This is a genomic window from Roseateles sp. P1_C1_2 (assembly GCF_056406535.1).
In genome coordinates this window covers 173,151-186,984 of the sequence record NZ_JBFUAB010000014.1, presented here as the reverse complement: position 1 = coordinate 186,984, position 13,834 = coordinate 173,151, and the positions used below count along the sequence as shown (strand labels likewise).

Annotated in this window: 9 protein-coding genes; 6 read left to right on the top strand and 3 right to left on the bottom strand. The window is 70.7% G+C overall.

All coding sequences use genetic code 11. From position 1 onward, the window contains the following. The 4 genes from AC1D2H_RS15765 to gshA form a co-directional block, all read left to right on the top strand. The coding region (locus tag AC1D2H_RS15765) for a Bug family tripartite tricarboxylate transporter substrate binding protein (protein ID WP_478011606.1) at positions 1-990 on the top strand (990 nt) is incomplete at its 5' end. A 26-nt stretch (positions 991-1,016) separates the two neighbouring features. After that, positions 1,017-2,003 carry a Bug family tripartite tricarboxylate transporter substrate binding protein gene (locus AC1D2H_RS15760; protein WP_477930107.1) on the top strand — a complete coding sequence of 329 codons (987 nt, stop codon included), beginning with the start codon at positions 1,017-1,019 and terminating at the stop codon, positions 2,001-2,003. A 233-nt stretch (positions 2,004-2,236) separates the two neighbouring features. Then, positions 2,237-3,904, top strand: a complete 1,668-nt coding sequence (locus AC1D2H_RS15755; protein WP_478011605.1) for a SulP family inorganic anion transporter — start codon at positions 2,237-2,239, stop codon at positions 3,902-3,904. 46 nt (positions 3,905-3,950) lie between these two features. Next, positions 3,951-5,444 carry a glutamate--cysteine ligase gene (gshA, locus tag AC1D2H_RS15750; protein WP_478011604.1) on the top strand — a complete coding sequence of 498 codons (1,494 nt, stop codon included), beginning with the start codon at positions 3,951-3,953 and terminating at the stop codon, positions 5,442-5,444. Here the strand turns inward: gshA and AC1D2H_RS15745 are convergent. Then, a complete protein-coding gene (locus tag AC1D2H_RS15745) occupies positions 5,441-7,597 on the bottom strand; it encodes a putative bifunctional diguanylate cyclase/phosphodiesterase (protein WP_478011603.1) in 2,157 nt (718 codons plus the stop codon). The two genes, gshA and AC1D2H_RS15745, sit on opposite strands and share 4 nt — an antisense overlap. Positions 7,598-7,808: 211 nt before the next feature. Between AC1D2H_RS15745 and AC1D2H_RS15740 the strand changes: the two genes are divergently transcribed. Next, positions 7,809-8,477, top strand: a complete 669-nt coding sequence (locus tag AC1D2H_RS15740) for a YecA/YgfB family protein (RefSeq protein ID WP_477930114.1) — start codon at positions 7,809-7,811, stop codon at positions 8,475-8,477. Here AC1D2H_RS15740 and AC1D2H_RS15735 read toward each other — a convergent pair. Further along, positions 8,398-9,678 (bottom strand): Hsp70 family protein, encoded by a 1,281-nt coding sequence (locus AC1D2H_RS15735; RefSeq protein WP_477930115.1) that lies wholly within the window; start codon positions 9,676-9,678, stop codon positions 8,398-8,400. The two genes, AC1D2H_RS15740 and AC1D2H_RS15735, sit on opposite strands and share 80 nt — an antisense overlap. 94 nt (positions 9,679-9,772) lie before the next feature. Between AC1D2H_RS15735 and prsT the strand changes: the two genes are divergently transcribed. After that, on the top strand, positions 9,773-12,559 hold the full coding sequence (prsT, locus tag AC1D2H_RS15730; protein ID WP_477930117.1) for an XrtA/PEP-CTERM system TPR-repeat protein PrsT: 2,787 nt from the start codon (positions 9,773-9,775) through the stop codon (positions 12,557-12,559). Here the strand turns inward: prsT and AC1D2H_RS15725 are convergent. Then, positions 12,556-13,833, bottom strand: coding sequence for a D-amino acid dehydrogenase (locus AC1D2H_RS15725; protein WP_477930119.1), 1,278 nt, complete (start codon positions 13,831-13,833; stop codon positions 12,556-12,558). The genes prsT and AC1D2H_RS15725 overlap by 4 nt on opposite strands. Position 13,834 lies beyond the last annotated feature (1 nt).

Genomic DNA, 13,834 nt, shown 5'->3' with positions numbered 1-13,834 from the left:
CAACGTCGCCAGCTGATGATGTGGCTGGCCGCCACGGCGACCTCGTCGGCCTGCGGCCAGCCCGCCGGCCCCTGGCCGTCGCGACCGCTGCGCATCGTCGTGCCCTACCCATCCGGTGGTGCGTCCGACGTCGCGTCCCGGCTGCTGGCGCCCGAGCTGCAGAAGAGCCTGGGCCAGCCCGTCACCATCGACATCAAGCCCGGTGCCGACGGCAACATCGGCACGGCCGATGTCGCCGGCGCCAGCGACGGCCACACGCTGCTGATGGGCAGCGTCGGCACGCACGTCATCAACCCGCTGCTGTGGCGCCGCCTGCCCTATGACGCGGTGAAGGACTTCGCGCCCGTCTGCCTGGTGGCGACGGTGCCGCTGGTGCTGGTCATCAACCCCGGCGTCGCCCAGAGCCTGGGGGTGCGCAACGTCAACGACCTGGTGCACGCCATCACCGCCCAGCCCGGTCGCCTGCACATCGCCTCGGGCGGCAACGGCAACCCCTCGCACCTGGCCGGCGAACTCTTCAAGCGCCTGACGCAGACCTATATGCTGCACTTCCCCTACCGCAGCACGACCTCGGCCCAGCAGGACGTCATCGCCGGCAACATGGACCTGATGTTCGACTCGCTGCCGTCGGCGCTGCCGCAGATCAAGGCCGGCAAGCTGCTGGCCCTGGGCGTGTCGAGCGCGCGGCGCAGCCCCAGCCTGCCCGATCTGCCCACCGTCGAGGAGGCGGGCGGCCCGGCCCTCAAGGGCTACGAGGCGAGCGCCTGGATCGGCCTGTTCGCGCCCAGCAGYCAGCCGGCCGAGCAGCTCGCGCGGCTGCAGCGCGACAGCGTCACCGCGCTGGCGGGCGCCGCCTTGCGCGAACGCCTGACCAGCCGTGGCATGCTCGTGCACGGCAGCGGCGGTGCCGAGTTCGCCAGCCTGATCGCCGCGGAAACCGCCAAATGGGCGCGCGTCGTGAAGCTATCAGGTGTCAAAGTCGACCGCTGAGCCGACTACAACGACAGGAGACTGCAATGACTCTGAATCGCCGCCAGGTCACCGCCTTGGCCGGCAGCCTTGCGCTGCCCGCTGCTGCCCAAACCGCCTGGCCGAGCAAGCCCATCCGCCTCGTCGTGCCCTTCACGCCCGGTGGCACGACCGACCTGCTGGCGCGGGCGATGGCGCCCGAGTTGCAGCAGCGCCTGGGCCAGGCCGTCGTCGTCGACAACAAGCCCGGCGCCGGCGGCAACATCGGCTCGGCCGAAGTCGCCAAGGCCACCGATGGCCACACGTTGCTGATGGGCACCGTCGGCACCCATGCCATCAACGGCGCGCTGTATCCCAGGCTGCCCTATGACCCGGTGAAGGATTTCGCGCCCATCACGCTGGTCGCGGCCGTGCCCAATGTGCTGGTGCTCAACCCCGCCAATGCGGCGCGTTACGGCATCCACAGCGTGGCCGACCTGATCCGCGTCGCCCGCGCCAATCCGGGCAAGCTCAATATGGCGTCCAGCGGCAATGGCACGTCCATCCACCTGGCCGGTGAACTGTTCAAGAGCATGACCGGCAGCTTCATGCTGCACTTCCCCTACCGCGGCTCGGGCCCGGCCCTGCTGGACCTGATCGCCGGCAACACCGACCTGATGTTCGACAACCTGCCCTCGGCCCTGCCGCAGATCAAGGCCGGCAAGCTGCTGGCCATCGCCGTCACCAGCGCCCAGCGCAGCCCGGCGGTGCCGGACCTTCCCACCGTCGCCGAAGCCGGCGGCGCGGTCCTGAAGGGCTATGAGGCCAGCTCCTGGTTCGGCCTGCTGGCGCCGGTGCACCAGCCGGCCGACCAGGTCGCCCGCCTGCAGCGCGAAGCCGCGGCGGCACTGAACACGCCGGCACTGCGCGAGCGCATGGCGGGCCAGGGTGCCGTGGCCGGCGGAGGCTCCTCAGCGGAGTTCGCGGCGCTGATTGCCAGCGAGACCCTCAAATGGGCCAAGGTTGTGAAGGTCTCGGGCGCCAAGGTCGACTAGATGAAGCCCCTCGTCCAAGGCTTACCTTGGCCGGCCTTGCAGGCCGCGCTGCGGCATGTGCCGCAGCCCTTCGGCAGGCACATCGCGCCCACTGGGCGCAATGTGTCCGGCCTCAGCCCCCGCGGGGACGGCGATGCTTGCGGCATCGAGCCGCAAGCACATCGCCAGTGCGGGCCGGCTAGGGAGCGGCCCGTCGCTCAGCCCGCAAGACTCATTCACGGCATCGATCACCGATGAGATTCATGCCCACCTGGCGCGCCGACTTGGTCGCCGGTGCTGTTGTCGCCGTGCTGCTGATCCCGCAGAGCCTGGCCTACGCGATGCTGGCCGGCCTGCCGCCGCAAGTGGGCCTGTACGCCAGCCTGTTGCCGCTGCTGGCCTATGCGGCGCTGGGCTCCAGCCCGGTGCTGGGCCTGGGGCCGGTGGCAGTGCTCGCGTTGATGATCGCCCAGGCCCTGGGCGCATTGCCGGCCGGCGTCAGCCCGACGGAAGGGGCCCTCGTGCTCGCCGCCGAGGTGGGTGGGCTGCTGGCCGTGGCCGCGCTGCTGCGCCTGGATGCGTTGTCCAGCCTGCTGTCGGTGCCGGCGCTGCGCGGTTTCGAGACCGGCGCGACGCTGATGATCGCGGCCGGCCAGCTGCCGGTGCTGCTCGGCAGCGCGGCGGCGGGCTTCACGCTGCCGGACTTGATCGCATCGGCCCCGCAGGGTGGCTTCGGCGTCGCCAGTGCGGCCTGGGGCGGCGTGGGCATCGCGCTGCTGCTGCTGTCCCGCCGCGCCGGCCCGCGCCTGCTGGCCCGGCTGGCGCCGCTGCTGCTGCTGGTGGCGGCGATGGCGCTGTCGGCCTTCACGCCGGCCGCCGTCGGCGTTGCCCAGGTGGGCGCCTTGCCGTCGCTGGCTTTGCCCATCGGCCTGCCGCGCCTGGAGGCCGCGCTGTGGCTGCAACTGCTGCCGGCGGCCGCGCTGGTGGCCCTGATGGGTTTCGTGTCCAGCCTGGCGGTCTCCGAGTCCCTGGCGCAGCGGCGCGGCGAGAAGCTGCTGCCGGCGGCCGAGATGCGCGGCCTGGCGGCGGCCAACCTGGTCGCGTCGGTCAGCGGCGGCATGCCGGTGGCGGGCAGCTTCTCGCGCAGCATCCTGCTGCACGAGGCGGGTTCGGCCAGCCGCTGGAGCCTGGTCTGCGTGGCCGGCTTCATGTTCATCGCGATGCTGGTGCTGGCCGAGCCGCTGGCGCATCTGCCCAAGCCCGTGCTGGCCGCGACCATCGTCGTCGCCGTGCTCGGCGGCTTTTCGCTGCAGCCCTATCGTGAGGCCTGGCGCTATGCGCGGGCGGAAGGCCTGCTGATGGTGGCGGTGACGGTGGCCGTGCTGTGCTGGAGCATCGCGGCGGCGCTGGCCATCGGCGTCGTCGGCTCCGTCGCGCTGCTCATCCAGCGCACCGCCCAGCCCCATGTCGCCCGCATCGGCCGCGTGCCGGGCACCCAGCATTACCGCAATCTCGAGCGCTATGCGGTCGAGTGCCGGCCCGAGGTCGTCGGGCTGCGCGTCGACGAGAGCCTGGTGTTCACCAATGCCCGCGGCCTGGTCGACGCCGTGCTGGCCCATGTGCGCGAGCACCGCGCCCGGGTCGGCGCGCCGCAGCGCGTGCTGATGCTGATGGCGCCGGTCAACCACATCGACGTGTCCGGGCTGACGGCCCTGCAGGAGCTGCACGCGGCACTGCGGGCCGAGGGGCTGAGGCTGGAGTTCTCCGAGGTCAAGGGCCCGGTGCTGGACAAGCTCAAGGCGGTGGACTGGCTGGAGCGCTACGACGTCTCCCTCTACCTCAGCCACCACGAAGGCATCCAGGCCGGCGAACATGCCCTGAGGCCGAGTCTGGCTGACATGGACGCGCCGGGACAGCTTTAGCCCTTCTCTGCTACCGTCTCGGCCCAGCTAGCGGTCCCCGGACGCCATGAACGACAAAGAGACATTGCTCGGCATCCGCCGTGGCATCGAGAAGGAAAGCCTGCGCGCCCTGCCCGGTGGTGGGCTCGCGTTGACGCCGCATCCGCACGCCCTGGGCTCGGCCCTGACCCACCCGCACATCACGACGGACTACAGCGAGTCGCAGCTGGAGCTGATCACCGGCGTGCATGCCGGCGTCGATGACTGCCTGCTGGAGTTGACCGAGATCCACCAGGCCGTCTACCGCGCGCTGGCCGACGAGCGCCTCTGGGTCGGCTCCATGCCCTGCGGCCTGCCGACCGACGAGACCATCCCCATCGGCCGCTATGGCGGCAGCAATGTCGGCCGTGCCAAGAGCGTCTACCGCATGGGCCTGGGCCAGCGCTACGGCCGGCGCATGCAGACCATTTCGGGCATCCACTACAACTGGTCGCTGCCCGGTGTGTCGACCGACGGCTATTTCGGCGCCATCCGCAATTTCCGCCGCGAAGGCTGGCTGCTGCTGTATCTGTTCGGCGCCAGCCCGGCGCTGTGCGACAGCTTTGTCGCCGGCCGCGAGCACGGCCTGCAGCGCCTGTCCGGCCACACCCTCTATCTGCCGCATGCGACCTCGCTGCGCATGGGGCGCCTGGGCTACCAGAGCGACGCGCAATCCAGCATCGCCGTCACCTACAACTGCCTGGAGAGCTATGCAGCCTCCCTGCAGGAGGCGCTGAGCCGGCCCTATGCGCCTTACGAGGCCATCGGCGTGCAGACGCCCGGCGGTGACTACAACCAGCTCTCCACCAGCCTGCTGCAGATCGAGAACGAGTTCTACAGCACCATCCGCGCCAAGCGCGTGATCCGCTCGGGCGAGCGGCCGCTGCATGCGCTGCGCGAGCGTGGCGTCGAATACATCGAGGTGCGGCTGATGGACCTCGACCCCTTCGAGCCGGTCGGCATCGGTGCCGACGCCATCCGCGTGCTGGACGCCTTCCTGCTGCACTGCCTGAACAGCGACAGCCCCGACGACACGCCGGACGAGATCGCCGCCAACAGCCGCAACCAGCACCGCGTGGCCGCCCGCGGCCGCGAGCCCGGCCTGATGCTGGAGCACTGGCGCGGTGGTGAACGCAGCCTGGCCGACTGGGCGGGCGAGATCCTGGCCGCCTGTGCGGTCCATGCCGAAGCGCTGGATGCCGCGCATGGCGGCGATGCCTACCGTGCCGCGCTGCGCCGCGTGGGTGAACGGCTGCGGCGCCCCGAGCTCTGCCCCTCGGCCCGCGTGCTGACCGTCATGGCCCAGGACTTCGACGACAGCTATGTCGGCTTCACGCGCCGCCAGAGCGATGCCACGCGTGCGGCCCTGCTGGCCATGCCTTTTTCTGACGAGCTGCAGCGTCGCTTCGAGAAGATGGCGGCCGAATCGCTGGCCGAACAGGCCCGCATCGAGGCGGCCGACACGCTGGACTTCGAGGAGTTCCGGCGCTTCTATGTCGCGCCGGAGCGCATGGCCGTCTAGATCGTCGTGTCCAGCGTCGCATAGACCGACGCGCTGAAGCGCAGGCGGTCATCGGGCTCGCTGGTCGCCCAGCGTGTGAGTTCTTCGGCCGGCATGGGCCGCGCGAACAAGAAGCCCTGCAGCTTGTCGCAGTGCTTGCCGCGCAGCACGTCCGCCTGGCCTTCGGTCTCGACGCCCTCGGCCACGACCTGCAGGCCCAGGGCATGGGCCAGCTCGATGACGGCCTTGACGATGGCGCGGGCGTCGGCGCTGCTCTCCAGGTCCTGGATGAAGCTGCGGTCGATCTTGAGCTGCGACACCGGCAGGCGGCGCAGATAGGCCAGGCTGGAATAGCCGGTGCCGAAGTCGTCGATGGACAGCGACAGGCCCAGTCCGGCCAGGCGCTGCAGCGTGAGCTCGGTGGCGCTGGCGTCGTCCATGGCGACGGACTCGGTGATTTCGCAAGTCAGGTGGCGGGCATCGACGCCATGCTGGGCCAGCGCCTCCTCGAAGCGGCGCACCAGGGCGTCGGGCTGGCGCAGCTGCTGCACCGACAGGTTGATGGCCACGCGCATCTGCAGGCCGGCCTCGCGCCAGACGGCGATCTGGCGGCAGGACTCTTTGATGACCCAGTCGCCCAGCGGCATGATGAGGCCGAAGCGCTCGGCCACCGGGATGAAGACGACCGGGCTGATGGCGCCGCGCTGCGGGTGCTGCCAGCGCAGCAGGGCCTCGACGCCAGTGACCTCGCCCTGGGCGGTGGCGATCTTGGGTTGGTAGTGCAGGGCCAGGCGGCCGCTGCCGGCCTCGCCGGCCAAGGTGGCGCGCAGGTCGCGGGCCAGCTCGACCTGCTCGCGCACGCCGGCCTGCATATGCGCCTCGAAGAAGGCAAAGCCGTTGCCGCCGGCGCGCTTGACCGACTGGGCGGCCGAATCGGCCTGGGCCACCAGCGCCTCTCCCGGCCCCTGGCCTTCATACAGGGCGATGCCGACCGAAGCCGACAGCCGCAGCGGCTGGGTGCCGGCACCGGGCACGCCCGTCATGGGCTCGGCCAGCGCGTTCAGCAGGCGCTGGGCGATCTGCGCCAGCGTGGTCTCGTCGACCTCGCCTTCGACCATCAGCACGAATTCATCGGCGGCCAGACGGGCCAGCGTGTCATGGCCGCGCGCCAGGCCCTCGAGCCGCCGGGCGGTTTCGCGCAGCACCTGGTCGCCGGCGGCCAGGCCGAAGCTGTCGTTGATGGGCTTGAAGCCGTCCAGGTTGACGGCCAGCAGGGCCAGGCGGGCGCCCTCGCGCTGGCCGCGCGCGGCGGCATGCTGCAGGCGGTCGTCCAGCAGCTGGCGGTTGGCCAGGCCGGTCAAGGGGTCGCGCAGCGCGATTTCCTGCAGCTCGGTGGTGGCGGCGTGCAGCGACTGCTGCAACCGGTTGGTGCGGCGCTCGCCGCGGGCGTCCAGGGCCGAGGTGATCAGCGTCAGCAGCAGCAGCGCGAAGGTGGCGCCGGCGACGAGGTTGCCGAGGTTGTCGCCGCGCAGCGCATCGGCGCTGAGGCAGACCGTGCCTTCGGCAATGCCGGCGGCGGCCATGCCGGTGTAGTGCATGCCGGCCACGGCGGCGCCCATGACGAGGGCGGCGGCGAGCTGGCCCCAGCGGGCCCAGGCCCGCGGCAGCCGGCGCAGGCCGAAGAAGATGACGAGGGCTGCGGCGGCCGCGCCGGTGGCCACGGCCGCCGAGGCGGCCACCAGCGGCCAGTTCCATTGGATGCCGGGGGCCAGCACCAGGGCGGCCATGCCGGTGTAGTGCATGGCGCAGATGCCCGCTCCCATGCTGACGGCGCCCACGGCCAGGCGGGTCGGCGTCAGCGACTCCAGGGCCGCGACGCGCAGCGCGATGGCCGACACGCCCACGGCGGCGAGCCAGCTCAGCAGCGTGATGGCGGTGTCATAGCCGACGAGAAAGGGCAGCTTCAGCGCCAGCATGCCGACGAAATGCATGGCCCAGATGCCCGTGCCCATGGACAGGGAGCCGGCGATCCACCAGGTCCGCGCCACCAGCGCGTCGGGCGTGCGCACGCGTTGGGCGAGGTCCAGCGCCACATAGGAGGCGAAGGCAGCGGTCAGATAGGACAGCACGACGACCGCCGGGTCGAAGCGCAGCGCGAGTACGGCGGCGGTCATGGCTGCCAGTATGAAAGCTCAACGCAAGATTGAGCTCGTGCCACCTCGGCCAAGGCGTGAAGGGCTGCCGCCAGACGAAAAAAAGACCCGGTCAGCGGGCTGCCGGGTCGTGAAGCCCTCGGGTGAGGGCGTCGTTGGGATGAGCCACTGTAGGCGGCCGGTCGGCGCCGCGGTGGGCAATATTTACGGCCGCCCTGCCGATAATCCCGCCATGTCCTCTGCCCAGCACCCCGCCCCCGAAGCCCTGACCGAAGCCGACCTGGAGCGCCTGCAGGCCCTGCTTGACGCCTTGCCCGCGTCGCTGGAGCCGCTGGACGTCAGCATGGCCGACGGCTATCTCTGCGGCGTGCTGCTGCAGCCTGCAGCCGTGCCGCTGGAGCAATGGCTGCCGCCGCTGCTGGACAGCGAGGGCCGTCCGCTGCCCCAGCGGATCGACGACGAGCTGATCGGCCTGCTGCGCCGCCGTCACAAAGCGCTGAACATGGCCATCATCGGCCGCCAGTGGTTCGACCCCTGGGTGTTCGAGCTCGACGAGGACGCCAGCCCGAGCGAAACCGTGCTGCCCTGGGTAGCCGGCTTTGCGCATGCGCTGGATGCCCATCCAGGCCTGATGAAGCTGCCCGAGGAAGCGCTGCTGGAACCGCTGGCCGCCCTCTATCTGCACCTGGACCCGGATGACCTCGAGGATGCCGACGCGCTGCTCGAGGAGATCGAGTCGCTGGAACCGCCGGCCGACCTGGAGGAGGCGGTCGAAGGCCTGGTCAGCGCGGTGCTGATGCTGGCCGACGTGTCGCGGCCGCTCAAGCCGCAGCCGCAGCAAAGACCCGCTGGGCGTGCAGGCCCAGGCCGGTCGCGACCGAAGCAAACCGGTCGCCGCTGACGCGCGCCGCCTGCGGGAAACCGGCGGCCATGCCATCCACCAGCAGGCGCAGGCCCGTCGATCCGCCCGTGAAGTAGAGAGCGTCGATCTGGTCGCCCTTGAGGCCGGCCAGGGCGACGGTCTCGTGGGCCGTCGCGATGATGCGGTCGAGGTCGGCGCGCAGCGCGTCCACGGCGGTCTTCTCGCTCAGCGGCAGCACCAGGCCGGCTTCGATGTGGCCGAGGTCGACCGTCGTGTCGGCGCCGCCGGATACGGCGATCTTGGCGCCCTCGGCGCGCGCGGCCAGCTCATGGCCGAGGCGCTCCTCCAGCACCGTCATCAAGCGCGCATGCTGGCGCACGTCGGTGAACCAGCTCTTCATGCCGCGCCATTCGGCCACGCGCAGCGGCGAATAGCAGGTGTTGATCAGATGCCAGGTGGCGAGGTCGAAATAGATGCCGCTGGGGATCTCGCGACCGCTGGGCCCGGTGGCGCGGTAGCCGAATTCCTGCAGCAGGCCAGCCAGCTCGATGTGGCGGTCGAAATCGGTGCCGGCGATGTGCACGCCGTGGCTGGCGAGGATGTCGTCGCGGCGCGCGATGCGCTGCATGCGCTCGGGGCCGACGCGCACGACGGAGAAGTCGCTGGTGCCGCCGCCGATGTCGGCGACCAGCACGATCTGCTCGCGCGTGGCCTGCTGCTCGAAGTCGAAGGCCGCGGCGATGGGCTCGTACTGGAACTGCACCTCGCGAAAGCCGACGGCGCGGGCGCAGGCCTCCAGCTGGGCCTGGGCGGCTGCGTCGCGCGCGGGCTCGCCGTCGACGAAGAACACCGGCCGGCCCAGCACGGCGCGCTCGGGTTCGCCGGCCAGGCGGCGCAGGCGCTTCAGGTAGCCGGACACGATGTCGGCATATTTGGCACCCCGACCCCCCCCGACATCGGTGGTCTGGTCAATCAGCGGCGAGCCCAGGATGCTCTTCATCGAGCGCATCAGGCGGCCGTCGTGACCCTCGACATAGGCGGCCACGGCGGCGCGGCCGAAGGCGCGCGGCGGGCCGTCGATGTCGTGCGGCCCTTCGGCGTAATAGAAGACGGCCGTCGGCATGGTGCGCTGGCCGGGCTCCAGCTCGATGAGGCGCATGCCGGAGACGGCGTTGGGCACGGCGACGGCCGAGTTGGACGTGCCGAAGTCGATGGCACAGAAACTGGAAGAGATGTTCATGACGTCACGCCGGAGCGGATCTGGCCCTGGGGGCATCACTGACAAGGGGGGCGGATTCTAGGAACACAATCGCGCGCCTGATTTGGGAGATTCGATGAAGACGCGTCATTTCGCACCCCTGCTGCTGGTCGCCGCGCTGGCCGCCTGCGGCCAACGTTCGGAGCAGGACCTGCTCGCTGCCGCGCAAAAGCGCATGGAGCAGAAGGATGCGGGTGGCGCCGTCATCGAGCTGAAGAATCTGCTGCAGCAGAACCCGGACAACGCCACCGGCCGGCATCTGCTGGGCAAGGCGCTGCTGGAAGCGGGCGACGTGGCGGGCGCCGAGATCGAGTTGCGCCGTGCCTGGGAGCTGGGCGCGCCGCGCGACGAACTGGCGCCGCTGCTGGCCCAGACCCTGCTGCAGTCGGGCCAGTCGCGCAAGTTGATCGGCGAATTCTCCGACCAGAGCTTTTCCGACCCGGCGGCCATGTCGACGGTGCAGCAGAGCCTGGCGCTGGCCTTCCTGGCCCAGGGCAATGTGCCCGAGGCGAAGGCGGCGGCCGGGCGGGCGCTGGCGCTGCAGCCCGAGTCCGAGGACGCCGTCGTCGTCGGGGCGCGCACCAAGCTGGCATCGGGTTTCCCGGACGAGGCGATTGCCGCCCTCGACCAGCTGATCCTGAAGAACCCCAAGGCCGTCAAGGCCCTGCAGCTCAAGGCCGAGGTGCTGCTGTCGCGCGGCAAGGTGGACGACGCCGAGCCGCTGCTGCGCGAAGTGCTGGTGCTGGACCCGAATTCCTACGATGTGCGCTCCCTGCTGCTGCGCCTGGCCTTCGGCCGCCAGCAGATCGACGCGGCGACCAAGCTCGTCGAGGAGATGCCGCCGGCTCTCGCCAAGAAGCCCCAGGGGCGCTTCATGCAGGGCCAGCTCGCCCTGGCCAAGGGCGACGCCGCCAAGGCCAAAGAGCTGGCCGTGCCCCTGCTCAAGCTGATGCCCAACTACCTGCCGCTGCTGCGCCTGGCCTCGGGCGCCCACCAGCAGCTGGGCGAGTTGGCCGAGGCGGAGAACCTGCTCAACCAGGCCCTCAAGCTGGCGCCGGAAGACCTCGCCTTGCGCCGCCAGTTCGCCGGCCTGCAGTTGCAGCGGCGTGCGCCGGCCAAGACGCTGGAAACGCTGAGGCCGGTGCTGGAAGCCGCCAAGGCCGATGCCGACACGCTGCTGCTGGCCGGCAAGGCCCAGCTGATGCAGGGCAATTTCGAAGCCGCCGACCAGGCCTTCGCCGCGGCCGCCAAGTTGCGCCCCGATGACGCCAAGACCGGCGCGGCGCTGGCCCTGTCGGCCATCGTGCGCGACAGCGCGGCCCCCGGTGGCGCCAGCCGTGCCAAGGCCGATGCGGCCATCTCCCAGCTGCGTGACATCGCCGCCAAGGACAGCGGCAGCAGCTATGACCTGATGCTGGTCAACGCGCTGCTGCGGCGCAATGAACTGCCGGCGGCCCTGGCGGCCATCGACAAGCTCGCGCCGAAGATGAAGGGCAGCCCCGTGCCGGACGGCCTGCGCGGCCGCATCCACCTCGTCCGCAAGGACCTGCCGGCGGCCCAGGCCTCCTTCGAAGCGGCCCTGAAGGCCGACGCCAGCTATCTGCCGGCCGTGCTGGGCCTGGTCGCGCTGGACATGCAGGCCAGCCGGGGCGAGGCCGCGGTCAAGCGCCTGGAGGGCTTTGTCACAACCCAGCCCCGATCGCCCCAGGCCCGCCTGGCGCTGGCCGACCTGCTGGTGCAGACGCGTGCGCCGGCCGACAAGGTCACCGAGGTGCTGGCCGCCGGCGTGCGCGAGGAGCCGACCGAGGCCGGCCTGCGCACGGCCTTGATCGACCAGTACCTGCGCCTGAACGACGTCGCCAAGGCCGCCCAGGCCGCCCAGGAGGCGTCGGCAGCCCTGCCGCTCAACCCCGATCTGCTGGAACGCCTGGCGCGCACCCAGCTCGCCTCGGGCGACAAGGCCCAGGCCGCCAAGACCTATGCGCGCCTGAGCGTGATGGCGCCGACGCGTGCCCAGGGCTGGCTGGGTCAGGCCCAGTTGCGCTACATGGAGCAGGACCTCGCCGGCGCCGAGCGTGAGGTGAAGCGCGCCCTGGAAGCCGAGCCGGGTTCCGTGCCGGCGCAGCGCCTGATGATCCAGCTCGCCGCCCGCCAGGGCCGCACCGACGAGGCCTTGGCGGCCTTGCGCGAGCGCCAGAAGAAGTACCCGCAGGAGGCCTATTCGCTGATCGCCGATGCCGACATCGAGACCAGTCGCCAGCATTTCGACGTCGCCATCGCCGCGCTGCGCAAGGCCGTCGCCCTGCGCGACCCGGGCGACGCCGCGCCGCGCCTGTTCGCCGTGCTGATGGTGGCCAAGAAGCGCGACGAGGCCATCGCCTTCGAAACCCAGTGGATTGCCGCCCATCCGCTGGACCAGAGCTTCCCCGCCGCCACGGCCGACGTGCTGCTGGCCCGTGGCGAGCTGGAGCCGGCGCTGACGCGCTACGAGGCCCTGCTCAAGCGCAACCCGGATGCGCTGCCCGTCATCAACAACGTGGCCTGGCTGCGCAGCAAGATCGGCAAGCCGGAGGCGCGCGCGCTGGCCGAGCGCGGCCTCAAGCTCAACCCCGACTACGCGGCCCTGCGCGACACCTACGCCACCGTGCTGGCCAACGAGAAGGACTTCAGCAAGGCGATCAGCACGCAGCGCCAGCTCATCAGCGACCTGCCGGATCAGCCGAGCTACAAGCTCAATCTGGCGCAGATCCTGATCCAGTCCGGCGACAAGACCGGTGCCCGCGCCGAACTCGAGGGCCTGGCCAAGATGGGCAAGAAGTTCCCGCAGCAGCCTCAGGTCGAAGCGCTGCTGAAGTCGCTTTAGACAGCGCCGTAGAAGCCGAACTGCATGTCCGGCCGGCGGCCGGCGATCAGTTCGGCCATCGCATGGCCCGAGCCGGCGCCATGCGTCCAGCCCAGGGTGCCGTGGCCGGCGTTGATCCACAGATTGCGCGCCTTCCTGCTGCGGCCGATGTAGGGGATGTTGGTCGGCGTGCTGGGGCGCAGGCCGGTCCAGTAGTTGGGCTCGCTGAGGTCGGCCACGCCGGGGAAGAGCTCCTCGTAGCGCCGGACCAGGGCCGCGCAGCGCACCTTGGCCGTCGGTGAATCGAGGTTGAGGTCGAAGCCCGACAGTTCGGCGGTGCCGGCGATGCGGATGTGGTCGCCCAGCCGCGAGATGGCGATCTTGCGGGTGTCGTCCAGCAGGCTGACAACGCTGGCCGCCTCCGGCTTCTTCAGGCGCAGCGTGGCCGAATAGCCCTTCGCCGGGTAGATGTTGAGGTGCTCGCCGAGCGGCTTCACCAGCGCGGGCGTGTAGGAGCCCATGGCCGCGACGAAGGCGTCGGCGCGCAACTCCCTGCGCTCGCCGCTGCGCGTGTGGGCGATCTGCACGGCCTCGATGCCGTCGCCAGCGCGCTGCAGGCCGAGGATGTCGTGCTCGTACAGGAACTGCGCACCGCGCTCTGCACACAGCCGGGCCAGCTTCTGCGTGAAGACCATGGCGTCGCCGCTCTCGTCGCTGGGCGTGAAGGTGCCGCCGAAGATGCGGCTGCCGAACGATGCCAGCGCGGGTTCGACCTTCAGCACCTCCTCGCGACCGAGCACACGGCGGTCCACGCCATGGCGGCGCATGATCTCGGCGCCGGCGGCGCCGTTGTCGAAGTCGGCCTGGCTGGAGAAGAAGTGCAGGATGCCGCGCTCCAGGCGGCAGTACTCGATGCCGGTGCGCGCGACGAGCTCCTTCAGCGAGGCGTGCGAGTAGCGGCCCAGCTGCACCAGCTCCTCGACATTGCGCTCGAAGGCCGCAGTCGTGCACTGCATCAGGAAGGCCAGGCCCCAGCGCCACTGGTTGGGATCCAGGCTGGGGCGGAACAGCAGCGGCGAGTCGTCGCGCAGCAGCCATTTGGCGACCTTGAAGGGTGCGCCGGCATTGGCCCAGGGCTCGCAGAAGCTGACCGAGATCTGCGCGCCGTTGGCGAAGCTGGTCTCCAGCGCGGCGTCCGGCTGGCGGTCGACGACGATGACCTCATGCCCCTCGTCGAGCAGGTACCAGGCGGTGGCGATGCCGATGATGCCGGCGCCGAGAACGACGATCTTCATG

What these genes read in the sequence shown, in the direction of transcription:
- AC1D2H_RS15760 (WP_477930107.1), top strand. Translation starts at nt 1,017, where the DNA reads ATGACTCTGAATCGCCGCCAGGTCACCGCCTTGGCCGGCAGCCTTGCG.
- AC1D2H_RS15755 (WP_478011605.1), top strand. Translation starts at nt 2,237, where the DNA reads ATGAGATTCATGCCCACCTGGCGCGCCGACTTGGTCGCCGGTGCTGTT.
- gshA (WP_478011604.1), top strand. Translation starts at nt 3,951, where the DNA reads ATGAACGACAAAGAGACATTGCTCGGCATCCGCCGTGGCATCGAGAAG.
- AC1D2H_RS15745 (WP_478011603.1), bottom strand. Translation starts at nt 7,597, where the DNA reads ATGACCGCCGCCGTACTCGCGCTGCGCTTCGACCCGGCGGTCGTCGTG.
- AC1D2H_RS15740 (WP_477930114.1), top strand. Translation starts at nt 7,809, where the DNA reads ATGTCCTCTGCCCAGCACCCCGCCCCCGAAGCCCTGACCGAAGCCGAC.
- AC1D2H_RS15735 (WP_477930115.1), bottom strand. Translation starts at nt 9,678, where the DNA reads ATGAACATCTCTTCCAGTTTCTGTGCCATCGACTTCGGCACGTCCAAC.
- prsT (WP_477930117.1), top strand. Translation starts at nt 9,773, where the DNA reads ATGAAGACGCGTCATTTCGCACCCCTGCTGCTGGTCGCCGCGCTGGCC.
- AC1D2H_RS15725 (WP_477930119.1), bottom strand. Translation starts at nt 13,833, where the DNA reads ATGAAGATCGTCGTTCTCGGCGCCGGCATCATCGGCATCGCCACCGCC.